This is a genomic window from Streptomyces sp. NPDC042364 (genome assembly GCF_056437585.1).
In genome coordinates this window covers 230,741-253,489 of sequence record NZ_JBWKAJ010000006.1, presented here as the reverse complement: position 1 = coordinate 253,489, position 22,749 = coordinate 230,741, and the positions used below count along the sequence as shown (strand labels likewise).

The window sequence follows — 22,749 nt, the reverse complement described above, 5'->3', positions numbered from 1 at the left end:
CTGCCCGCACCCGCACGGCCCCCGTCCCCGCACCGCACCCGCACCCGCACACGCGCGTGCGCCGCACGCCGGCGTCCCCCCTCCCCCCCCGTGCGAGGCGACGCGAGGTGGCACAGGGCGAAGCCCTGCGATGCCAAGCCGTGCAGCGCGTGGAGTGTGAGTGCGAGTGGGCCGTCGTCGTGTCAGGCGGCGAGGATGAGCGCGGCCGTCGGGGGGCCGCGTCGGATCACGGTGTGGTGGAGAGCGGTCGTACGCGGGGCCGGCAATGTCGCGCACGTGGCGTGAGGGGCACGCGTTACGGCGTCCGGCGCGCCCGGGAGCCCGGACCGCAGGGCCCGCGCCAGTGCGAGCGCCCCCCGCAGCGACCGTACGAGCGGCTCGAGGGCCGACAGCCGGGCGAGGCGGAGCAGCGCCAGGTCGCCGTGGCGGAGCAGCCACCCGGCCGCGACGGCCGCGAGGACATGGCCGAGCAGCATGGGCAGTGACGGCAGAACGGCGGCCGAGGAGTCCGGCGCGGCCGTCATGGCGTCCGCGGGATGGTGCGTGGCGTACGTGCCGCCCAGCCCGGCATCGATGAGGACGCGTCGGGCCTCGGCGGGGCTCATGGCCGCCGCGGTGGTCCCGCAGACGAGACGGGCGGCGCGTTCGACGAGCGCCGTGTCCATGGCAGCGGTGGCCTTGGACGTGGCCTCGGCGCCGTGCCGGCCCAGCCCGAAGAGGGTGTGGAGCACGGTCTGGCCCACCGCGAGCAGGGCCGCAGTCCCCGGAAGCGAGCGTTCCCGTCCGGCCAGGGTGGCGGCGACGGCGAAGACACCGCCGAATCCGACGCCGAGGCTCCACAGCGGGACCGTCGCACACGAGGCGAGGGCGTGGCCGGCCCCGGCCAGCACGACGCAGACCGCGGCGAACACCGCGGCCCGTAGAACCCGGAGATCACCTCCGGTGCGCGTGCGGGCTTTCATGGCGGGGTCATCATCCCATCGGGGTGCGGTCGGGGGAGCGCCGGGTTCCCGCGGGGAGGTACGGGACAGGAGGGGCCGGTGTTCATGCGGGGTGTGACACCCGGAGGGAGGGGGCTTTGTGGTAGTTCCTGCAAATGCCCTCGTCGGGGCATTTCGGACGTCTGCCCGTGCCCCTTGTTCCCGGGGGCCGAGGTGTGGAAGTGGTGGGGGATTCGGAAGGGTTTCGTCCGCATACACCGAATGTGACGGGGACGCATCCGCCGTATGGGCGGGAGGGCCGGTTCCGGGCGATTGCGCGCGCGTCTCGGTGGCAATACGTAACGGTATGTCGAGCCGCGGCCGGGAGGCTGGAGCATGAGCATCTGGTGGTCACTCCATTTGCGGCGTGAGGCTGCGAGCGTGCCGCTGGCCCGGCGGTTGCTGCTCGGCACGATGGAGACGGCGGGCGTCGACCCGGATGTCTCCTACGACCTCTCCGTCGCCCTCAGCGAAGCGTGTGCCAACGCCGTCGAGCACGGTGGCGCCGCCCCCTCGGGCGGCCTTTCCGAGGCGTACCGGGTCACCGCGTACCTCGACGGCGAGAAGTGCCGTATCGAGGTCGCCGACTCCGGCCCCGGCTTCCCGCACCGCCAGCCGCCCCGCCCGGCCCATGCCGACGACGAGAACGGCCGCGGCCTCTGTCTGATCCGCGAACTCGCCGACCATGTCCACATCGGCAACAAGCCGGGCCGTGGCGGTGCCGTGGTGAGCTTCGACAAGATCCTCAAATGGCGGGAGGGCGCACCGCTCGTGGCGGTGTAGCGGGTTCGCGGTCTGGGCCGGGTGGCCGTCCCGGTTGCATACTGGCCGGATGGGGGAGTTGGCGACCAGCACGGGTGTCCACCGGTGAGGGGGACCCGGTCACGGGCCGACAGCAAGTCACCGGAAACGGCAGCCGTGGCCTGTGCGAAGGCACCCGCGCCGACGGCGCGCGTGACCGACGGCGCCAAGCGGTACGACAGCGTGCCTCGGCCGACCGCACCACCCCGTACGACCGCGCCCAGCCGTACGACACCTGCCTCCCCCCACGAAGTACTCGTGCCACGAAGTACTCCTGCCGCACGCCACCGCGTCCCGGGCGTTCCTCTCCCGGGGCGTCCGAGGGCATGGACTCCCCCGGTGCTCTCCACCGCCGACGTCCGGCGCGGCCCCAGGTCCGTGCCCGCCCTGGCGGTTGACGACGGGCGAGGGCGGGGATTGGCGGGGCACACGGGCGGGACGGGACGACAGGGGATGGCGAATGCAGCTCACGGTGCGTATCTCGGACGGTCGGCGCCTGTCGGTCAACGACGGCGGGCATCCCGCCGGTCGGCCGGTCTTCCTGCTGCACGGCACGCCGGGCAGCAGATTCGGGCCCGCGCCGCGTGAACGGGTGCTGTACCACCTGGGCGTCCGGCTGATCACCTTCGACCGGCCGGGGTACGGCGACTCCGACCGGCTGCCGGGCCGTACCGTCAGCGCGGCCGCCGCCGATGTCAGGCACATCGCGGACGCGCTCGGCATCGGCCGCTTCGCCGTGGTCGGCCGCTCGGGCGGCGCCCCGCACGCGCTGGCCTGTGCCGCGCTGCTGCCGGACCGTACGACTCGGGTGGCGGCCCTGGTGAGCCTCGCCCCGCGGGACGCGCTCGGGCTGGACTGGTTCGAGGGGATGACCGAGTCGAACGTCCGCGAGTACGTGAACGCCGCCATCGGCCGCAACCGGGTGACCGCGACCCTCGGGCGCCGTTCGCGGTCGATCCTCGCCGACCCCGCCGCGTCCGTCGCCGAGATGGCCGGCGGGTTACCGGAGTCGGACCGGTGGATCGTCGCGGACGCCGGCATCCAGGACATGCTGGTACGCAACTTCGCGGAGGGGCTGCGCAGTTCAGCCGACGGCTGGGTGGACGACGTGATGGCGTTCAGCACGGGGTGGGGGTTCGATCTGGGCCGGATCAACACCCCGGTGAAGCTCTGGCACGGCGAGGACGACATCTTCGCCCCCGTCGAGCACACCCGGTGGCTGGGCCGGCACATCCCGGACGCGGAGGTCGAGGTGGAGCAGGGCGCCGCCCACTTCGGCGCGCTGCGGGTACTGACCCGAGTCCTGAGCTGGGCCGTGAGCTAGTGCCGCAAACAGGCAGCGTTCGCCCCGTCACGAGGCCCGGCACGCACTCTCGCCGTACCGGGCACAAGCCCAAGTACGGTCGCAAACGTTGCCTGCCGCGGCACGAGGCACACGACCTCCGACCGAGAGGGGAGGCCGGCGCTCCACGGGAGCGCCGGCCTTCCGGACCTTCCCGGATCAGGTCTGCTGCGGCTCCAGGTCCCTGCCCACCCGGCGCCCCACCCGGATGGCCTCGGTGACGGGGTGGGTGTCGCCCAGCAGCACGGACGATCTGGACTCGGCCTGCTGCTGCAGCCGCTCGGCCTCCTCCTGGCGCCGCATGTCCCGCAGGGTGATCGACAGATTGCCGGTGCTGACCAGGACGTCCGGATGGGTGGGGCCGAAGCGGCGGCGCAGACCTTCCACGGCCAGCCGCTCCCAGTGCTCGGCCCGGTCGTACAGGTTCATCTCCCCGTAGGCGTTGGCGAGGTTGATCCCGGCACAGAGCACAGCCGGGTGATCCTCCCCGAGGTCCTCCGCGAGGGCGTCACGGGCCTGCCTGCTCAACTCGGCGGCCTTCTCCACCTGGCCCAGGGCCCGGTAGTAGATGGAGAGGTTGTTGAGGCAGTACATGACGAACGGATGCTCGGGGCCGAAGGAGGTCCTGTAGCCCTCCAGCACCTCGTTGACCAGCTCGACCGCCCGCGCGGCACCGCTGTCCGGGTCGGTGGCGAAGTAGTCCGCGGCGAGGTTGAGCCCGCAGGCCAGGGCCTCGGGAATGGTGCTGCCGTAGCGGTCGCGGTACAGGGCGTACGTCTCCCAGGTCTCCTGGGTGATCCGCAGCGCCTCGGCGATCTGGCCGTCCTTGCGCAGGGAGACCGCGAGGCTCTTGTCGACCCGCAGCACCTCGGGCACGTTCGGGTTCAGGACCTGCTTGAAGCCCTCGCGCACCTCGCGCAGGATCTCCACCGAGTTCTTGTAGTCGCCCAGTTCCCGCAGGTCGCGCGCGTGATGCCCCTTGGTGGTGAGGGTGTACGGGTGCAGCGGCCCGAGCAGCGCGGTACGGCGCCGGACGGTGTCCTCGTCGAGCCGGCGGGCGGGCTCGCTGTCACCGGCCAGCCGGTAGTCGATGGCGAGGTTGTTGGCGGCGGACAGGGTACGGGGGTGGTCCTCGCCGAAGATCTCACGGAAGCCCCGGTAGATCCGCTGATCCAGGTCAAGGGCCTCCTTGAAGCGGCCCACCGCGCGGAGGTCGGCGGCGAAGCTGCCGGAGGTGATCAGGATGCTCGGGTGGTCGTCACCGAGGAGTTCCCGCTGGTCGGCGAGGGTCTTCTCGTCCAGGTCGAGGGCCTCCTGGTACTGCCCCTGCGAACGCAGCACATTCGCCAGCTCGAAGCGGAGATTGAGTATCTGCTCGTCGTTGGCGTCCGGGAACTCGTCCGACCAGAACTCGTTGAGCTGGGTGCTCAGGGTGCGGGCGGCATGCAGGTCACCGCGCTTCCACAGGTAGCGGACGCGGTAGACCATCAGCTGCCTCGGCTCCTCCTCCGAGCAGTTGCGGATGTTGGAGGGCGTCAGATGCGGCCAGATCACCTCGAAGCCCGGCCACTGGGCCGGGTCGTCCAGGGCCTCCTCGGGAGGGCGGGCGGCGGCCAGGATGCGGTGCACCTCATGGATCGTGTCATCGAACTTCACGTCGTCCATGCCGTCGCGCACGGCGGCCTGGACGAGGCGGTGCACCTGGATCGAGTTGTCGGTCGAGTCGACCTTGGCCAGGGCGAAGCGGTTCAGTGCCTGGGTGACCCGGCCCAGCATGTAGCGGGCGCGCAGGTCCCGGTCGTACGGCAGCAGCGCCTTGATCATCGCGTCGCTGCCGATGAGGCTCATCGAGATGGGCTCGGCCGAGAAGAACGCGCAGAGTTCGAGGAGGCGGGCGGCGGCCGGTGACTCGTCGCGGAGGCGGTTGATGGAGATGTTCCACGTGGCGCCCACGGACCTCGGGTACTCCACCGCCTCCACCGCCTCCTTCACGGAGAGCACCTGGGTGGACTGTTCGCGCAGCTGCTCGATGTACTCCTCGACGGGCGTGGCCGTCGCCTCCAGCCAGGCCGCCGCGACCTCGATGGCGAGCGGCAGGTCGCCCACCGCGTCGGCGACCAGCCCCCCGTCCTCCTCGCTCAGCCCCGGCACCCGGCGGCACAGGTGCTCCACGCTCTCCTCGCGGGTGAAGACCTCCACCTCCAGCGGCTGGACCTTCGGCAGCGTGGGCCGGGTGCGGGTGGTCGCCAGAAGGTGGCCGTAGACGTGGTCAGGGACCGGAGCGGTGTACTCCGGGAACTTGTTCAGCACCTTGTCGAGATCCTCGACGTTGTCGAAGATCAACAGCCAGCGGTTGAACGGTTCCCCTTCCCGCAGCGCCTGGATCACGGCCTCGGCCGCCTCCTTGACGTCCTCGCCCACACCGAGGCCGAGGTGCTGCGCGAGCGCCGCCAGCTTCGGCATCACCAGTTCGGGCTGCTCCGCGTCGACCCACCACACCACGTCGTAGTCCGCCATGAACCGGTGGGCGTACTCGCGGGCGAGCTGTGTCTTGCCCACACCGCCGAGGCCGTGCAGCACCTGCGGCACACGCTGTCCGGGGCGGTTCGTGGTCAGCTGCTCGCGCAGCTTGTCCAGGATCGTGGAGCGGCCGGTGAACCACCGGTAGCGGGCCGGGACGTTGGAGACCCGCCGGCCCACACTGGGGAAGCGCAGGCCGCGCGAGCTGGGGGAGACGGTGGAGACGGCTTCGGGGCGGTCGAGGCCGTTCAGCAGGGCGCTGTACGCCTGGGTCTCGTTGAGGCCCTTGAGGTCGATGACGCCGCGTCCGGCGAACGGCAGGCTGATCTGCACGTCGTCGACACGGATCGACACCGGTTGCTGCCGCTTCTCCGAGCCGCCGGAGTGCACCGCCGCCTCCCACGCCACCCGCGCCCGGCGGGAGTCGACGAAGCTGGGCGAGAGCACCGCGAGCACCCGGTGCGCGCCGCCCGGCATGGCCTCGGCGCCGATCTCGGCCGTCGGCATCGTCTGGACGTTCTTCGGCACGACCTCGAAACCGGCACCGCGCAGCACCGACTCCAGCCAGTCCACCCACATCCGGTCCTCGGACACGTAGTAGAGCGTCAGCTGGGACAGCGGTACCGGCCGCTGCCGGGTGTACGCGGCCTTGAACTGGGCCCGCTTCGCCTCACTGATCGGCGGCAGCTTGGTGACCCGCTCCTCGGTGATCACGGAGGTGAGCCGTTCACAGGCGCTCAGCATGGAGTTGGCCGACTTCGGCGGGTCGCCGAAGGCCGCGAGGATCTCTTCGTAGGCGTAGTACGGCTGGTAGAGGATCTCCGTCGTCGCCCAGTAGTCGGCCATCTGGTCGGCGTTCAGGCCGGAGGGCAGCCCGGAGAAGCGTTCCCGGGCGCGGGCGCGGCCGGCGTCCAGCTTGTCCTTCTCACCGAGGTCGATGCGCATGGCGACCGGCAGGATGCGGATGCCCTTCTCGCCGTGCAGTTCCCTGATGTCCTGCGCGACCGCGGCGGCACCCTCGATGCTCTGCTCGCTCAGGGTGTAGCAGACGACCAGGGTGTTCGGCATCTGCACGGTGCAGATGTCCGCGAGGTCGCTCAGGCCCGTCCGGCTGTCGATCAGCGTGTAGTCGTAGTAGCGCTGCATGTCGTCGCGCATCGCGTCGAAGAACTGGCCGCCGCCGTAACTCGCGTAGAAGCGGTCCCAGTCCATGTTGCCGACGATCGGGTAGTCCCGGTGCCGTTTGCCGGCGGACAGGAAGTCAAGACTGCCGCCCTCGGGAAAGGCCCAGTCCAACGACAGCGCGTGCGGCCTGACCCGGGCGTAGTGGCGGTGCCAGTCCGGCGCCCGGTCGGGCAGGTTGCGCAGCGCCTCCCGGCGGTACTCGTCGATCAGGTTGATCAGCCCGGGGGTCCCCCGCAGCAACTGTGCGTCGAGGAAGGGGTGGAAGAACTTGTGCAGGCCCGGCGCCTCCAGGTCCCAGTCCACCGCCAGCACCCGGTGGCCGTTGGCGGCCAGGATCCAGGCCACGTTGGCGAGCGCCATGGTCCGCCCGGTGCCGCCCTTGTACGAGTAGAACGTGATCACGGTGCCGTTGCGGCTCTTGGTCATGCTCATGCCCTCCGCCCTGTCGGCCTCTTTCGGCCTCGCTCGTCGCGCGCCTTTCGGTGGTCGTGCCAGGTGGTGCTGCCGGGGTCCGTCACCCGGGGCTCGCTAACCCAGGTCGGGCCCCCTCAGCCGTGGAGGCTCGCTCGGTGGTCCCTCCGGTGGATAGGTCTCGACGTTCTCCCAGTAGTAGTGGACGGCCGACGTCACGGCCCGGTGCAGCTCGTTGCCGAAGGAGTCCAGGTCATGGATGCTGCCGTGGGCCGAGTAGTGGCCGGACCGGTCCGTCGTGCGGGACACGAGCGTGCGGTAGGTGAGCTCGTCCAGCTCACGTTCCCGCTCGGCGGTCACGACGTCGTCCTTGTGCCGGGGAGTCATGACGCTGATCCAGGGCCGCTGCTCCCCGCACAGCCGGCCCACCAGCTCCCTGCTCCGCTGGGACTCCAGCGCCCACCGGTCGAGCAGCATCAGCCCGGGCGCCTTCGGGCCGCCCTCGTTGAGCATCCGGGCGCTCTCGTCGAGCACTCCGATGTTGACCTTGTAGTTCCTGGTGCGCACGAGCTCCGCCGCGTGGTCGCCCAGCGGCAGGGCGCACTCGGGGTGGTACGGGTTCCAGTCGTGGGGCTGGTCCCCGTAGTAGTCCGGCTTGCGTCCCTGCGGCAGATCGGAGCGGGTGCAGGCGAGCACGGATATGTCGAACTCCGGCGGCCGTTCGTCCGATCCGAATGCGGCCGGCAGCGACTCGTACTCCTTGGAGACCTTGCCTTCCTCCAGCGAGGCCTCGTTGGCCACCCGCACGATCTCCTTGGCCAGCCGGTACACGGCCCGCTCGTACTCGTCCCTGAAGTACCGGAGTTTGGTCAGTCCGTAGAAGCCCTCGTCCGCGTAGTCCTGCCCGAACGCGGCGTGGTTGAACTGCAGATCCCTGGCCACCTGGGGCATCTGGGCCGGCTCCACCGGCACCCATAACGCCGGGATGATCGTGTTCTCCCGCACCGGGCCGCCGCGCGCCCGCTGGGTGACCTGGCGTTGGGAGAACGCCCACCACTCACGGCCGCACTGCTGGCTCGTGAAGTAGCGCGGTGAGTACAGCGGTACGAACACCTTGCAGCGCGCCAGGTTCATGGACAACTCGTCGGTCCACTTGGTGCCGACCGACATCTTCTGGTCCAGGAACCCCACCTTCGCGCCCCGGGGCAGGTCGGTCAGCCCCATGATGTGCTCGCACAGACCGTCGAACAGCTTTTTCACCCACACATTGGGGTCGCTACCGCCCGAGTCATGACTCGGTGTGTGCGCGTAGCTGAGGAAGAAGTAAGGACTGCTCCCCCCTCTGGCCAGACCGGCTCCTTGCACGTATGCCCCCCGACGCTCCGTGACTGGGCCCCCAGTGTAGGAAGCCGCAAGTCCTGTTCGGAACAGGACGAACACACCCGACTCGGCCTCGGAAGGCCATGTTCTGGCAACGGGATGCCGGGAAAGCCGACGCGAAGCGTGAGGGTCCGAGCCGGTGCGCGGCGGCGCGAGTGGCGTGTGAGCAGCCTGGAAGTCCCGGCGCCGCAGGCGGAATCCGCCGCTCGCTCCGCGGGCGCTACCGTGCCTCCTCCTCCCAGGCGCCCCGATGCCGCATGGCCAGTTCCCGAGCCGCCCGCAGCGCCCGCGCCCCGACCTCGGCCGTCATGAAGCCCCGGAGGGTCCCCCGCATCCCCGCAACGAACCGCTCCCCGGCAGGAGTGAGCGCACCGGACCCGGCCAGCGTCTCCACCGCTTCGGCCGTCTGGTCCCGCCAGCGGCAGAACTGCACCTCGGCGTCGCGGGCCGTGTCGCCGGCGGCGGAACGCCACCGGGCGAACCAGAAGTCGATGACCGCGAGATGGGCGTACGTCCCCTGCAGCAGCCCCTCGAGGGGGCGGGGATCAGGGCGCCACGGCGCGTAGAACAGCTCTTCGCAGGACGGGTCGTAGAGGTCGGTCAGATCGAGTACGGCACCCAGCTTGACGTGTTGGAACTCGTGGACGAGCAGCAGCGCGAGAGACTCCGGCCCGGCGGGGCGGGCGATGGCGACGGCCCCGAACGCGTCGCGGGCCGCCGAACTGATGTCGGAGCCGTCGGAGGAGGGGCGGAGGGGGGTGACCACCTGGAGTCCGGCGGCGATGCCCGGGGCGTACTGCGGAAGTTCGCGGCGGATCCACGCCCACGCGCCGGCCAGCCCGGCCCGCCATGCCTCGGCCTCGTCCTCGGCGAGCCGGGGGTGCGCCGGGTGTCCGTGGCAGTCCCGCCAGGGGTCGGTGTCCTCCAGCGCGACGGCCCAGCCGTCCAGCTCGAACCTTCGGTTCCCCCGCCAGGCGGGATCCCTGGGACCCTTCCAGCACACCGTGTACGTCTGCCCGTCCGCGCCGACCGTGAAGCCTTCGTCGTTCGCGCGCACCTCGGCGCGTTCGACGCCGTCCCGCAGCGCCAGCGTGCCCAGCGTCGGCAGCCGCAGCGCCCCGTGGCGGACGGGGACGACGACGGCCTCCGCCCGTCCGGCGCGGAGCGCGGCGGACGCGGCGATCTCCGCGACACCGCGCATGGCGATGTCGGCCGCTTCCGGGTCACCCCGCAGCGACCGGAGGGCCCAGGGACGTACGTAGGGGTGGGCGAGGACCCGGTCGACGGACTCCGGGGCAGTGCCGTCGAGGCGGGTGAGCGTCTCCCAGGCGGCCTCGCCCAGCGGGGTGTGCGGTGTCTCGTGCCAGACGAGGCCCAGCAACTCGCGCCCGAGGGCGAGCTGGTGGCGGGCCAGCAGGTCCGTGGTGGCGGTGGAGCCGAGGCCCGCCGCCAGTTCGTCGAGGTGCTCGTCGGCGAGCGCGGGCTGGACGGACTGGTCGGACATGTGTCGGTCCCGGATGTCGGTGATGAGGCGCAGCAGGTCGGAGCAGTACACGGACGGGTTGAGGAAGCCGCTGCCGGTCCGGTACCGGTGGGCGTAGAGCCCACCGCCGCAGGAGCGCACGACCGGGCAGGCCCGGCACTGCTCCGACAACCCCTCGAGCCCCTGCTGCCGGGCGAGGAGGCCCGGGTGCGCGGCCACCTCGTCGAGTGAGTGGGTGATCACGTCCATGCCGGTGGCGGGGGCGCCGTCGTAGGCCGTCTTGAGCGAGTCGGCCTGCTCGAAGCTGCCGTCGGTCTCGATCACGGCCAGGTCTGCTGGGGCCAGCCCCAGCGACTCGGTGAGGCTGCTGTCGCCGCGCAGGGTGCGCAGGACGGAGTCGAAGACACGTACGTCCATGGGGCGGCCGTCCGCGAGCCAGCGGTCGTACACCGCCAGCAGCCAGCGTGCGTACGCCGTGCCGTCCGTGTCGTCGGCCGGTCGGAGCGGGGGCTCGTCCCAGGTGGCGTGCGGGAGGAGGAAGTCGACTCGGGGAGGCCGGAGTTCGGCGAGCGCGTCGTAGACGGCCACCGGGTCGTTGCGCACGTCGACGGTGCACAGGATGCCCGCGAAGAGGTGGCGGTAGCGGGGCCGGTCGAGCAGGGCGATGCCCCGTAGGACCCGGTCGTGGCTGCTGCGCCCGTTGGCGTAGCGGCGGTGGAGGTCGTTCGCGGCCTTGTCGCCGTCGAGCGAGACGCCGACCTTGATGTCGAACTCGTCGAACAGGTCGAGGAACCGCTCGTCGAGGGTTACGGCGTTGGTGTGGATACGCAGGTCCAGGGCGCACACACCACTGAGCGCCCGGTGCAGTTCCTCGGCCGCTCGGCGCAGCCGGGTGCGGCCGGCCAGGAGCGGCTCGCCGCCGTGCAGCACCACGTGAACGGTGTCCAGGCCATGTGTGGTGGCATGTTCGGCGATGCGTTCCGCCGTGGCCTCGAGGATCTTTTCGGACGTCACAATGGGCCGACCGCGCCAACTTTGGTCCGCATGTTCGAACACATAGCAGTGGTCACATGCCAGATCGCAGCGGCTGTGCATTTTGAGCACGAATTGGCGTAAGGGGTGGGTTGGCCGGCCCATAGGTGTCATGAGAGGTGTGTCGGTTCCGATCGATGGTGATCGATGAGATCAGACCGAGCTCTGGAAGGCCGCGACCGCGACCCTGCCCGGCCCCCGCCGCTCGACGCCGTTCGATACGGCACGAGTCACCGCCGGGGACAGCGCACCGCTACTCTGCGCAGCCAGACGCACAAGTGAAACCCGCTCAGGGCCGACAGCGGTCGGCTTTCCCGGCTCTTCGGCCGCGATGTCGAGGGAAGCGTTCATTCGGACCTCATCTTCTGACAGCACCTCAGGTGCTGACCTGTATGGCCTTCGATAACTGAAGCACCAGCCGACGGGAACCGCCTGTCGTGAGGGCCGAGCCAGGGTGTTGCAGGGGCCGACTGGACGAGCGGCGTCAGGTGCCAGCCGGTCTGATTGCGTGCTGACGATAGCGCCAGGATTGGCCGCGAGGGGGCTCGTCCACGAGACTTCAGCAGATAAACGTGAGGCAGGTCACACTGGTGGGTGAACACCCGCACCTCCCTCTGTCGCCAATGCCGAGGCCACCGCCCTGACTCCTGGTCAACCTTGCAATCACGACGATCGCGAGCCGACCGTAACCCCGGAAGGCTTTTGCTCATTCTTTACCATCCGACCGGCCGGTCACACGGACAAATCGGTCCTCCGGGTAGCGCACTTGACCGAGCTTGAAGCACGCAACAGGCAGCAGCGCACCCTTCCGCGCCCCACCGCAACTAAGTGCGCCCCCAGGCGACTTGACTGCCTTCCCTGCCCCACCCCCTGGGCGCGGCCATGCCTGCGCCGGGTTCAGGCGAGATCAGGAAACGTCACTCTCCGCAGTGCCGAGCCCCTCCACAGGGGTCGCGCAAAGTGACGACGCCACGGCCCCGGTGAACGGTTGCACCTCTCGCAGTCCGGCCTGCCCCCTCTCTCAGCGCCCGCACAGCCACCCCCCAGCCCGGTGACGGACTGCGTCCCTAGGTTCTGCGGCATGACGGGACACCACGCAAGCAAAACGATCACGCGGCGCCGCGCTCTCGCCGTGACCGGCGGGACGGTCGCGGCCGGGGGGCTGGCCGTCGCGGGCCACCGGTCGGCGCTCGCGGACGAGACGACCGGCGCGGCGGAGACGGCGGCCACGGCCTCGGCGACGAGTGCGAGCGGCAGCGCCTGCATGACGCTGATGACGAGCGTCACCGAGGGGCCGTACTACCTGGACGGCGCCCTGGTACGAAAGGACATCACCGAGGGAAAGAGCGGCGTCCCGCTCACCCTGCGGCTGACGGTCGTCGACGCCACCGACGGCTGCACCCCGGTCCCCGGCGCGGCCGTGGAGATCTGGCACTGCGACGCGTGGGGCTACTACTCCGGCTACACCACCGCCAACCCGGGCGGCTCGGCCCCCGCCGAGAGCGAGGACGGCTCCACCGCCGACGACGACACCTACCTCCGCGGCTACCAGATCGCCAACGCCAACGGGGTCGTCAAGTTCCAGACGGTCTTCCCCGGTTGGTACACCCCCCGTACCTGCCACATCCACGTCAAGGTCCACACCGGCGGCGAGAAGGAGGACGGCACCTACGAGGGCGGCAAGGTCAACCACACCGGCCAGTTCTTCTTCGACGACGAGATCGCCCGGGAGGTCTTCACCCTGGAGCCGTACTCCCGGCACACCGGCAGCTACACCACCCTCGACGACGACATGGTCTACGACGGCGGTGGCGCCGCCGGCGGCCTGCTGACCCTCAAGGCGGTGAGGAAGGGCAACCCGGCCCGCGGTTACCTGGGCTTCCTCACCCTCGGCATCGACCCCGACGCGGAGAACACCGGCGCCGGAAACGGCGGCGGCGAGGGAGGTGCGCCCCCTTCGGGCGAGCCCCCGGCCGACCCCCCGTCGGACGCCTCGACCGACGCCGCCTCCGCCCCCGCGACCGCTTCGTGAGGTACGGCCATGAGCAGCCGCGAGGACGAGACGTTGGCGCACGCCGCCGTGACCGCGCTCACCCGGCAGTTGGAACTCACTCCCAAACCCGGGCTGCCCGACCCGCGCGACCTCCGCGCCCGCGTCACCCGCCAGGACCACCGCGCCCTGCGCTGGTCGGCGAAGGCCCTGCTCCCCGGCCTCGCGGCGATGGCGGCCTGTGCCCGCCGCAACGGCGCCCCGACGGCCGGACTCCGCACGGAACTCGGCGCGATAGGGCGCTCCACCGAGCACTCACTGGCCCTTGCCGGGGGCGGCCACCGGGGCGCCACCTGGGTCCTCGGCCTGCTGGTCGCAGCGGCGGCCCTCGAACCGGGCGCCCGGGGCCGCGAACTCGTCGCCACGGCGAAGAAGATCGCCGCCCACCCCGACCGAAGGGCACCCCGGCGGCCCTCCCCGGGGTCGTCGGTCTCCGTCAAGTACGGCGCGGCCGGCGCCCGGGGCGAGGCCCGCGCCGGCTTCCCCCATGTACGCCGGGCCCTGGACGCCCTGGCCGCGGCGCGCGCCGCCGGTGCCCGCGAGGAGGACGCCCGTCTCGACGCCCTGCTGACGGTCATGTCGACCCTCCAGGACACCGGACTGCTCTACACCGCGGGCCCCCACGGCCTCCGCCACGTCCAGGCGGCCGCCCGCGGCGTCCTCGACGCGGGCGGCACGACCACGGGGGCCGGCCGCCGAGCCCTGGCCGTGTTCGACGCGGACCTTCAGCAGCGCGGGTGGAGTCCGCGGGGCAGCGGGTCACTGCTCGCCGGGGCGCTCTTCGCCGACGGGCTGCCGATGCGATCGGGCAGGGGCGCCCGGTGACTCGGGGGTGCGCCTCTCGTCGGCGGGTGCGGGTGGTTCGTGGTTCCTCGCGCAGCTCCCCGCGCCCCTGCGCGGGGCACTGCGCGAGTAATCCCCACCCACCCGCAGACAAACGACGATGGCCGGAGCACCCCGCAAGGGCACCCCGGCCAACGCCGACTCTCAGCCCTGTCCGGCACCCTTCAGGGACGCCATCCACAGCTCGACCTCGTCACTTCGGCGAGGAAGCGCGGCGCTCAGGTTCCGGTTGCCGTCCTCCGTCACCAGGATGTCGTCCTCGATCCGGACGCCGATCCCCCGGTACTCCTCCGGGACGGTCAGGTCGTCCGCCTGGAAGTACAGTCCGGGCTCGACGGTCAGCACCATCCCCGGCTCCAGCGTGCCGTCGACGTAGGTCTCCACCCGCGCCGCCGCGCAGTCGTGCACGTCCATGCCGAGCATGTGCCCGGTCCCGTGCAGCGTCCACCGGCGCTGCAGACCCAGCTCCAGGACGCGCTCCACCGGGCCCTCGACGAGCCCCCACTCCACCAGCCGCTCGGTCAGCACACGCTGCGCGGCATCGTGGAAGCCGCGGTACTTGGCGCCCGGCTGCACCGCCGCGATACCGGCCTCCTGCGCGTCGTACACGGCGTCGTAGATCTTCCGCTGGATCTCGCTGTAGCGGCCGTTGACGGGCAGCGTGCGCGTGACATCGGCGGTGTAGTACGTGTGGGTCTCCACGCCCGCGTCGAGCAGGAGCAGATCGCCGGAGCGCACGGGGCCGTCGTTGCGGACCCAGTGCAGCGTGGTGGCGTGCGGGCCCGCGGCGCAGATGGAGCCGTAGCCGACGTCGTTGCCCTCGACCCGGGCGCGCAGGAAGAACGTGCCCTCGATGTAGCGCTCGGAGGTGGCCTCCGCCTTGTCCAGCACGCGGACGACGTCCTCGAAGCCGCGCACGGTCGAGTCGACCGCCTTCTGCAGCTCGCCGATCTCGAACTCGTCCTTGACCAGCCGCGCCTCGGAGAGGAAGACCCGCAGCTCCTCGTCGCGCTCGGCGGTGACCTTGTCGGTCAGCGCCGCCTCGATGCCCGCGTCGTGACCGCGGACGACCCGGACCGGGCCGGAGGCCTCGCGCAGCTTGTCGGCGAGTTCGCGCACGTCGGAGACGGGGATGCCGTACAGCTTCTCCGACTCGGTCAGCGAGTGGCGGCGGCCGACCCACAGCTCGCCCTGGCCGGAGAGCCAGAACTCGCCGTTCTCGCGGTCGGACCGCGGCAGGAGGTAGAGCGTCGCCTCGTGGCCCTCGCCCTTCGGCTCCAGGACGAGGACACCGTCCTCGGTCTGGTTTCCGGTGAGGTACGCGTACTCCACCGAGGCCCGGAAGGGGTACTCGGTGTCGTTCGAGCGGGTCTTCAGGTTGCCCGAGGGGATCACCAGACGGTCGCCGGGGAAGCGCGCGGAGAGCGCGGCGCGGCGGGCGGCGGTCTCGGCGGCCTGGGCGACGGGCCGCAGGTCGTGCAGCTCGGTGTCCGCCCAGCCGGACTTCATGTTCTCGGCCAGCTCGTCGGACACGCCCGGGTACAGGCCGTTCTTGCGCTGCTTGATGGGCTCCTCGGCTTCGGTCGCCTCGTTCTCCGGGGTCACCGGCTCGAGCTCGTCCGCCACGGTCATCCTCCTAGGTACGGCACTGGACCCCGTCCATCGTACGGTCGCACGAGACGGGGCCCAGGGGCCGTTCAGGACCTCTCACGGGCGGTCACCGAAGGCTCACACGAGGCAGCGGCGGAGGCTCGGGCGGCTACTCGAACCGCGCCGCCAGCAGCGCCACGTCCTCGGCGCCGTTTGTCGCGTCCAGCTCGTCCGGAAGCACGGTCCGCAGGACGTGGTCGGCGACGGCGCCGGGGTCGGAGCGCAGTGCCCGGGGGACGCCGGCGGCCGCCGCGTGCAGCCGGGCGAAGGCGCGGTCGACCGGCTCGCCGGTGCGCTGGAGGAGGCCGTCGGTGTACAGCAGGACGGTTTCTCCTCGTGCGGCGGTCAGCTCGATACTGGGCGCCTCCCAGCAGGCGAGCATGCCGAGCGGTGCCGACAGGGACGTCTCCACGAACTCGGTGCGCCGTTCGCCGATCACCAGCGGCGGACTGTGCCCGGCCCCGGCCAGCGTCAGCTTGCGCAGCGCGGGCTCGACATAGGCGAAGAGCGCGGTGGCGGAGCGGGCGGGCTCCGTGAGACGCAGCAGCAGTTCGAGATCGGAGAGGACGGCGACGGGGTCCTCGCCCTCCATCACGGCGTACGCGCGCAGCGAGGCCCGCAGCCGGCCCATCGCGGCGATCGCGCTGGGTCCGGACCCCGACACCGAGCCGACCGCGAGGCCGAGCGCGGCGTCGGGCAGCGGCAGGGCGTCGTACCAGTCGCCGCCGCCGCGCGGCCCGGTACGGTGCCGGGCGGCGAGCTGGACGCCGGCGACGCGGGGCAGCCGGGAGGGCAGCAGTTCCTCGGCGATCGTGGCCATGGACCTGCGGGTGCGCTCGACCTCGACGAGCCGGGCCAGGTGCTCGGCGGCGTACCGCGCGTACAGCCCGACGAGGTGCCGCTGCCGTTCGGCCGGCTCGGCGGGCTCGTCGTACAGCCAGACGACGGCGCCGAGGCGGCCGGCGGCCTCGGTGGACAGGGGGAGCGCGTAGCTCGCGGCGTATCCGAGCCGGGCGGCGACCTCGCGGTGGCGTGGGTCGAGCCCGTCCTCGGCGAACAGGTCGGGTTGCGCGATCTCGCCGTCGCCGCCGGGCAGTCCGTCGAGGATGCGGCCGTACGGCAGTGAGCTGCGCGGCACGGTCTCCATGTGGCCGAGGTCGGCGCGGCCGAGGCCGAGGCCGATGGTCGTGTCGGGCCCCAGTCCGTCGCGCGGTTCCATGACGACGAGGCCCCGCCGGGCGCCGACCAGGGCGGCTCCGGCGCGCAGGGCTTCCTGAAGGGCGCTGTCGAGTGCGTCCGTGTGTGCCAGGCGTTCGGTGAGTTCGTGCAGGGTCGTGAGGTCCGAGACCCAGCCGGCGAGCCGGTCCTGGAGCACGGCCCCGGGGGGCGTGCCCGCTCCTGTGGCGGGTGTGGCCGCTGAGGTGCCCGTGGCGGCTGGCGCGGGCGCGACAGTGTGTGCGGGGGAGGGAACCGTTGAATCGATTCCGGCCACTTTCGGGAGGTGAGGGGCGTTCATGGTGTCCGGCTTTCCGACCGGTGCGTATTGCTCAAAAGCATCGCAAACCCCCATGTCATTCTGCGCCGCTAGCAGTGTCTCCACATCTACACGCACTCGTAAGGGGATGTCCAGCATTGTCCTGCTGGGATAAGTGGTGTCCGTGGGGCTGTGTTGGACTTGTGTTGGGTTCTTGTCCAGTCCTTTGGAAAAAACAAAGTTGGCTTAAAAGTGTTGTGGTGAACGGTGTATTGCGGTCGACTGGCCTTGTTCAACAGAGCGTCACAGCGGTCGTGATGGGTACGTACTCGGTGAAGGCCAGGGGTGGCGTCAGCCATCCGGAACCTGGCGACGGAACCGGGCGTCCTATCCACCGACGACCGAGCCCCATCCTCCCGTGGCGGAGGCGGCGAGCAAACGCCGGACGACAAAACGCCAGGCGTCGCCACCCCCACGCCATGCCCATGCTTCAGACAGACGCAAGTCAGCGCAAGCGATGGAAGCGGACGTAGCCGAGCCAGGCCCGCAGGGGTTCCCCTTGTCCGCGACAGGGGTGTGATGCGCCAGCAGGTATGCACAGTGAAGTGAACGACACATGTTGTGAGTGACCCACGGTGTTGCCATGCGTGCAACGGAAAGGACGAGCGCTGATGCGCGAGATCCCCGGAAAGCGACGCAGGCTCCTGTCCAAGCGCAACGGCGGGAGGCACGAGCTGCTCGAGCAGGCCCTGACGTTCGCGACGGAATGGCAGTGGCCCGTACTCCCGGGCGTGGCGCCGGACCCGCAGGGGCGCGCCCGCTGCGCCTGCCCGGACCCGGAGTGCGTGGTGCCCGGCGCTCACCCGTTCGACCCCGGCCTGCTCGCCGCCACCACCGACGAGCGCATGGTCCGCTGGTGGTGGACCAACCGGCCCACGGCGCCCATCGTCCTCGCCACGGGGGGCAGCGCGCCGTGCGCGGTCAGCCTGCCGGCGCTCGCCGCCTCGCGGGCCCTCGCCGCGCTCGACCGCAGCGGCATGCGCCTCGGCCCCGTCGTCGCGGCCCCGCACCGCTGGGCGATCCTCGTCGCCCCGTACTCGATGGAGCAGCTGGGCGAACTGCTCTACGCCAAGGACTTCGTCCCGGGCTCGCTCCGCTTCCACGGCGAGGGCGGCTATGTCGCGCTGCCGCCGTCCGAGACGGGCCACGGCCGGGTCCGCTGGGAGCGCGCGCCGCTGCCCGGCTCGGCGGCCCCCTGGGTGCCCGATGTCGAGGCCGTGGTGGACGCGGTGGTCGACGCCCTCACTCGTACGGGTGTGAGCGCCCCCGAGTTCTGAGTCCGCCCGGCGCGCGCTTGGCCGGGCGCCACGGCCGGTCGTTATCTTCCGCACATGCAGCGTCTTCCCGGGGGCCTCGGGGCCCCGTCGCCGCGTGGCCGGCACAGTGCCCCCTCACCCCGGACCCACCGAGCGCCCAAGGCGGCGCGCGGTGGTCCGGACGCGCGCAGGCTCCGGCTCCTCGTGCTGACGGTCGGGGTGGCATGCACCCTCACCCTGCCGCTCGTGGCGTCCGCGGGACCCCTCGCCGACGCCGGCGACACGGTGACGAGGCAGGCGAGCGGACACCTGGGGGGCGCGGCCGGGCGGCTCCCCGCCGAAGCAGCGGGGCACCCGGTGACCGAGCGCTCCGGGGAGGGGTCCGCCGGGAGGGCGGCGGCCGGGCCCGGCGACGGATCCGGCGACAGGGCGCCCGACGCCCGTGGGGCCGCCGATGCGACCCGCTCGCGCAAGCTGCTCGGGCTGGGGCTCGCGACCGCCGCCCACTGCGGCCCCGAACTCACCTCGCCCGACGGCATCGAGGCCCAGACCTGCGTCCTCACCCAGGGTGAGGAGACATGGGCGCGTACGTACTACCGCAACGCGACGGGAGGCGAGCTGAGCTCCGTCCTCAGCATGATGGCGCCCGGCGGCCGCAACGTACGCGTCCACTGCCCCGTGGGCGCGGGGGACGAGCCCGGAGTGTGTGAGACGCCGAGGGAGCGCACACGTGGTGTGCCGGGCGCTTACACGGCCGTGGCGGAGTTCGCGGCGCCGGACGGGAGCGGGCCGCTGCTGCTCCGTTCCGGAAGCAACTCCAGCCCCGCGTAAGGGCGTTGACGGCGCCAGTGGTTCCGCACGCGAGGCCGCTCGCGAACCAGGGCATGAAAAGACCCGGTTGCTGGCGACGGGGGATGCACCAGCAACCGGGCTGATGGAACCGTAACAAGAGATCGGCGCTTCGCAAATTCGATCTCGGCTATTCGGACACGAATTAGCCTGTCACGTAGGGGAGTTGTGACAGGAGTCACCACAGACCCAGGGTGGCGGCCGGCCGATCGCCGGGTCGGCCGACCGCCTCTGGTGTCAGCTGAGCGTGACCTGCCGGTTGGTGAGTCCACCGCGGGCCCGGCGCTCGTCGTGGGTGAGCGGAGCCTCTTCCGCCAGAGCCGCTGTGAGCCGCTCGGCGAACTCGGCGGCCGGCTTCTCGACGTCGTCCGCGCCGACCGCGCTGGGGAGGTCCCACACGGGCACCGTGAGCCCGTGAGCACGGAAGGAGCCGACCAGACGGGTGCCCTCGCCGAGGCTGGAGCCGCCCGCCGCGTGCAACCGCGCCAAAGCGTCCAGAAGACGCTCCTCCGGGTGCGGCATGACCCAGCGCAGGTGGTTCCTGTCCGGGGTCTCGCACCAGTAGGCCGCGTCGACCCCGGAGAGCTTCACGGTCGGGATCGCCGCGGAGTTGGCCCGCTCCAGGGAGGCGGTGACCTCCGGGGTGGCGTTCTCCGTGTCGGGAACCCAGAACTCGAAGCCCGAGTGCACAACTGGCTCGAACTTTCCTTCGGGGTCGAGCAGGTCCTGCAGCCGCGGCCCGTCGGCCGGGGCGCGCCGGCCCTGCACCGGGGTGCCCGGCTTGGCCACGAGGGCGCGCTGCAGGGTGTCGGCGAGGTCGCGGCTGATGTCGCCGGACGCCGTGTCGTTCTGCAGGCCGATCAGCACGGAGCCGTCGTCACGGCGCAGCGCGGGCCACGCCATCGGCAGGACCGTGGCGAGCGTCACCGACGGGACGCCCTCGGGGAGCGCCTCGCGCAGCGTCAGTTCGACGGTGGCGGCGGGCACCAGCTCGCGCAGGGCGACCCAGTCGCACTCGCCGGGCAGGCCCTCGAACGGGCGCTGCACCAGCTCGGTCACCGCCTGCGCGGCGGCCCGGCCGTGGCAGGCCTTGTAGCGCCGGCCGCTGCCGCAGGGGCAGGGCTCGCGCGCACCGACAACCGGAACCTGCCCATCGGCGCCGGCGGCGCCGACTCCGCCGGTGCCCTGCGGGCGCTTGGCCTTCGTGTGGGGTCGCTTCTTGGCCATCGTGGGTGTCTCCCGATCACGGCTCGTCTCGTACTGGCGCGAGCCTAGCCGCTCGTACGGCGGCCGACGGGACCCTGTGGACAACGCACCAAGTCGTCCCGGAACCGGTGAATCAGGCCAGGTTGTTCGGTGGTGGCCGGGGTGACTGTTGTATGGGAGGTGTGCGCCGCGTGTACGGGGAGGTGGGCGTCGCGCGGATCTGCGCGGGTACGGGGCCGCGTCTGTGCCGGTACGGGACGCGGGTCCGGGATCGCCGGTGTGCGGTCACCGGTACGCGTTCGCGTCCCGGGGCGGTCGCCGTCGTGGACGTGTCGGGACGGGTGGTTCAGTCCATGTCCTCGAACGCGTCCGCGAAGTCCAGGTCGGGGATCGCGGTGACCGGGGGAGCCGCGACGCGCGTGGCGAAGTCGTCCCGACGGTGGGTGCGGCGGACGTCGTCCTGGACGACCACCCAGACCGTGACCTCGCCCCGGGCGTCGTCCCGTACGCCCCAGTCGTCGGCCAGTGCCGTCACGATGTTCAGCCCGCGGCCGCCGTGCGCGGTGACCGAGGGCGTGGACGGAACCGGGCGGGTCGGACCACCGCCGTCCGTGACCTCCAGTGTGAGCCGCCCCGTGGGGTCCATGCGCCAGGCGCAGCGCACGTCGCCGTCGCCGGCCAACGCGTCGTCGAGGGGCCTGCCGTGTTTGCAGGCATTGCTGAGCAGTTCGGAAAGGATCAGCAGGGCATCGTCGATGACCGATTCCGCCACACCACCGTCACGCAACTGATCACGCAACCGATGCCTCGCCAGCCCTACGCCCGCAGGGCCATGGGGTACGGCCATGCTCGACGACGTGGGCACCTCCTGTGCCACCACCAACGCCACCCCCGAGACCTCCTTCACCCCACGCCACGGTGTGAATGCCCCATTGGACTGGACTGGAAACCGGCCAACACCTGTGCTCTGACGCACTCCTATCGATCGAACACGGTCCGAACGCGCCGGTGCACTCCCTGTGAGCAAGTGGCCGAATTCCGCCCCCGATGTACGGACTTGTCCCCGCACGCGGATGGGCCGGGGCGGCGGAATTCTTACCTCCGCCGAAACCGTGTGAGGGGTGCGGAGAGGGCCAGTGGCATGGCCAAGTCTGAACAGCGGTGTGTTCGGAGTGCTGCGGGGCGGGGGCGGCCGCGGGCGCCCGGCGGGGTCAGCGTCCGAGTTGGCCGAGCACCGCGCGCGGGCGGTTGGTGATGATCGCGTCGACGCCGAGGCCGGCGCACAGGTCGACGTCCTCGGGTTCGTTCACGGTCCACACGTGGACCTGGTGGCCGGCCTTCTTCAAGCGCTCGATGTACGCGGGGTGGTTGCGCACGATCCGGATGGAGGGGCCCGCGATCCGGACCCCGGCCGGCAGGCGTCCGTCCCGCAGCCGGGGCGAGACGAACTGCATGAGGTAGACCGTCGGCAGTGTCGGGGACGCGGCACGCACGCGGTGCAGTGAACGCGCCGAGAAGCTCATGACCCGTACCGGGGACTCGTCGGCCGTCGCCGGTGCGTCCAGCCCGAACCGCTTCAGCAGGACCAGCAGCCGTTCCTCGACCTGCCCCGCCCAGCGTGTGGGGTGCTTGGTCTCGATGGCCAGTTCCACGCGGCGTCCCGCGTCCGCCACGAGTTCGAGCAGTCGTTCAAGGGTGAGGACGGAGGTGTCGGCCCGTTCCTCGGGGGCGATCTCCCAGTCGGGTGCCTCGTCGCCGTTCTTCCAGGAGCCGAAGTCCAGCGCGGCGAGATCGGCGAGCTCCAGGGCGGACACCGCGCCCCGGCCGTTCGACGTACGGTTGACGCGTCGGTCGTGCACACAGACCAGATGACCGTCCGCGGTCAGCCGGACATCGCACTCGAGGGCGTCCGCACCGTCCTCGATCGCCTTCTTGTACGCGGCCAGGGTGTGCTCGGGGGCTTCCTCGGAGGCCCCTCGATGGGCGACGACCTGAATCGGGAGCTGTCGTGCATGGGTCACCGCGTCATGGTGCCACCGTGAAGGGGGTACGCGTCGGGACGGTGGCGTCGTACGGCTGCGGCTCCATGGGTGATGCGCTCCTTTAGTCGGATAGATCCTATATAAAGGTTGCTCCCGGACCCACAGACACCGCTTATGGTGCCCTGACGGCTCGTGGGAAAAGCTGACCGCATACAAGACTCGCGCACAGCCCCGCTGTGCGACCG

General features: G+C 71.3%; 16 protein-coding genes. 6 read left to right on the top strand and 10 right to left on the bottom strand.

The window, feature by feature from the left end:
- Positions 1-182: 182 nt before the first annotated feature.
- The gene (locus AC067N_RS15335; RefSeq protein ID WP_478679348.1) at positions 183-962 is read right to left on the bottom strand and encodes a hypothetical protein; all 780 of its coding nucleotides are present in this window, start codon (positions 960-962) and stop codon (positions 183-185) included.
- A gap of 354 nt (positions 963-1,316) precedes the next feature.
- Between AC067N_RS15335 and AC067N_RS15330 the strand changes: the two genes are divergently transcribed.
- Positions 1,317-1,763, top strand: coding sequence for an ATP-binding protein (locus AC067N_RS15330; RefSeq protein WP_478679347.1), 447 nt, complete (start codon positions 1,317-1,319; stop codon positions 1,761-1,763).
- A 478-nt stretch (positions 1,764-2,241) separates the two neighbouring features.
- A complete protein-coding gene (locus tag AC067N_RS15325; RefSeq protein ID WP_478679346.1) occupies positions 2,242-3,105 on the top strand; it encodes an alpha/beta fold hydrolase in 864 nt (287 codons plus the stop codon).
- 177 nt (positions 3,106-3,282) lie between these two features.
- On the opposite strand, the gene fxsT is transcribed toward AC067N_RS15325, so the two are convergent.
- The 4 genes from fxsT to fxsA all read right to left on the bottom strand — a co-directional run bounded on the left by fxsT (position 3,283) and on the right by fxsA (position 11,485).
- Positions 3,283-7,254 carry an FxSxx-COOH system tetratricopeptide repeat protein gene (gene fxsT / locus AC067N_RS15320; RefSeq protein ID WP_478679525.1) on the bottom strand — a complete coding sequence of 1,324 codons (3,972 nt, stop codon included), beginning with the start codon at positions 7,252-7,254 and terminating at the stop codon, positions 3,283-3,285.
- Between the two features lie 102 nt (positions 7,255-7,356).
- Positions 7,357-8,604 carry a TIR-like protein FxsC gene (locus AC067N_RS15315; RefSeq protein ID WP_478679345.1) on the bottom strand — a complete coding sequence of 416 codons (1,248 nt, stop codon included), beginning with the start codon at positions 8,602-8,604 and terminating at the stop codon, positions 7,357-7,359.
- Positions 8,605-8,839: 235 nt separating this feature from the next.
- Entirely contained in the window at positions 8,840-11,248 is a 2,409-nt protein-coding gene (locus tag AC067N_RS15310) for an FxsB family cyclophane-forming radical SAM/SPASM peptide maturase (protein WP_478679344.1), read from the bottom strand.
- 39 nt (positions 11,249-11,287) lie between these two features.
- A complete protein-coding gene (gene fxsA, locus AC067N_RS15305; protein WP_055538757.1) occupies positions 11,288-11,485 on the bottom strand; it encodes an FxSxx-COOH cyclophane-containing RiPP peptide in 198 nt (65 codons plus the stop codon).
- 730 nt (positions 11,486-12,215) lie between these two features.
- On the opposite strand from fxsA, the gene AC067N_RS15300 reads away from it, so the two are divergent.
- Positions 12,216-13,166, top strand: a complete 951-nt coding sequence (locus tag AC067N_RS15300; RefSeq protein ID WP_478679343.1) for an intradiol ring-cleavage dioxygenase — start codon at positions 12,216-12,218, stop codon at positions 13,164-13,166.
- A gap of 9 nt (positions 13,167-13,175) precedes the next feature.
- Complete coding sequence (locus AC067N_RS15295; RefSeq protein ID WP_478679342.1) at positions 13,176-14,009, top strand: triphosphoribosyl-dephospho-CoA synthase; 834 nt, start codon at positions 13,176-13,178, stop codon at positions 14,007-14,009.
- A gap of 162 nt (positions 14,010-14,171) precedes the next feature.
- Here AC067N_RS15295 and AC067N_RS15290 read toward each other — a convergent pair whose 3' ends face one another.
- Together AC067N_RS15290 and AC067N_RS15285 are read right to left on the bottom strand one after the other, a co-directional pair.
- Positions 14,172-15,659, bottom strand: coding sequence for an aminopeptidase P family protein (locus tag AC067N_RS15290; RefSeq protein WP_478679341.1), 1,488 nt, complete (start codon positions 15,657-15,659; stop codon positions 14,172-14,174).
- Positions 15,660-15,786: 127 nt separating this feature from the next.
- Complete coding sequence (locus tag AC067N_RS15285) at positions 15,787-17,310, bottom strand: PP2C family protein-serine/threonine phosphatase (protein WP_478679340.1); 1,524 nt, start codon at positions 17,308-17,310, stop codon at positions 15,787-15,789.
- Positions 17,311-17,822: 512 nt separating this feature from the next.
- Here AC067N_RS15285 and AC067N_RS15280 point away from each other — a divergent pair.
- Entirely contained in the window at positions 17,823-18,488 is a 666-nt protein-coding gene (locus tag AC067N_RS15280; RefSeq protein ID WP_478679339.1) for a bifunctional DNA primase/polymerase, read from the top strand.
- A 225-nt stretch (positions 18,489-18,713) separates the two neighbouring features.
- A complete protein-coding gene (locus tag AC067N_RS15275) occupies positions 18,714-19,298 on the top strand; it encodes a hypothetical protein (RefSeq protein WP_478679338.1) in 585 nt (194 codons plus the stop codon).
- A 255-nt stretch (positions 19,299-19,553) separates the two neighbouring features.
- Here the strand turns inward: AC067N_RS15275 and AC067N_RS15270 are convergent, their stop codons facing one another.
- From AC067N_RS15270 to AC067N_RS15260, 3 genes are all read right to left on the bottom strand, one after another.
- Positions 19,554-20,543 (bottom strand): DUF5926 family protein, encoded by a 990-nt coding sequence (locus AC067N_RS15270; RefSeq protein ID WP_478679337.1) that lies wholly within the window; start codon positions 20,541-20,543, stop codon positions 19,554-19,556.
- 325 nt (positions 20,544-20,868) lie between these two features.
- Positions 20,869-21,411, bottom strand: a complete 543-nt coding sequence (locus AC067N_RS15265; protein WP_478679524.1) for an ATP-binding protein — start codon at positions 21,409-21,411, stop codon at positions 20,869-20,871.
- A 322-nt stretch (positions 21,412-21,733) separates the two neighbouring features.
- Positions 21,734-22,543, bottom strand: coding sequence for a glycerophosphodiester phosphodiesterase (locus AC067N_RS15260; protein WP_478679336.1), 810 nt, complete (start codon positions 22,541-22,543; stop codon positions 21,734-21,736).
- Positions 22,544-22,749 lie beyond the last annotated feature (206 nt).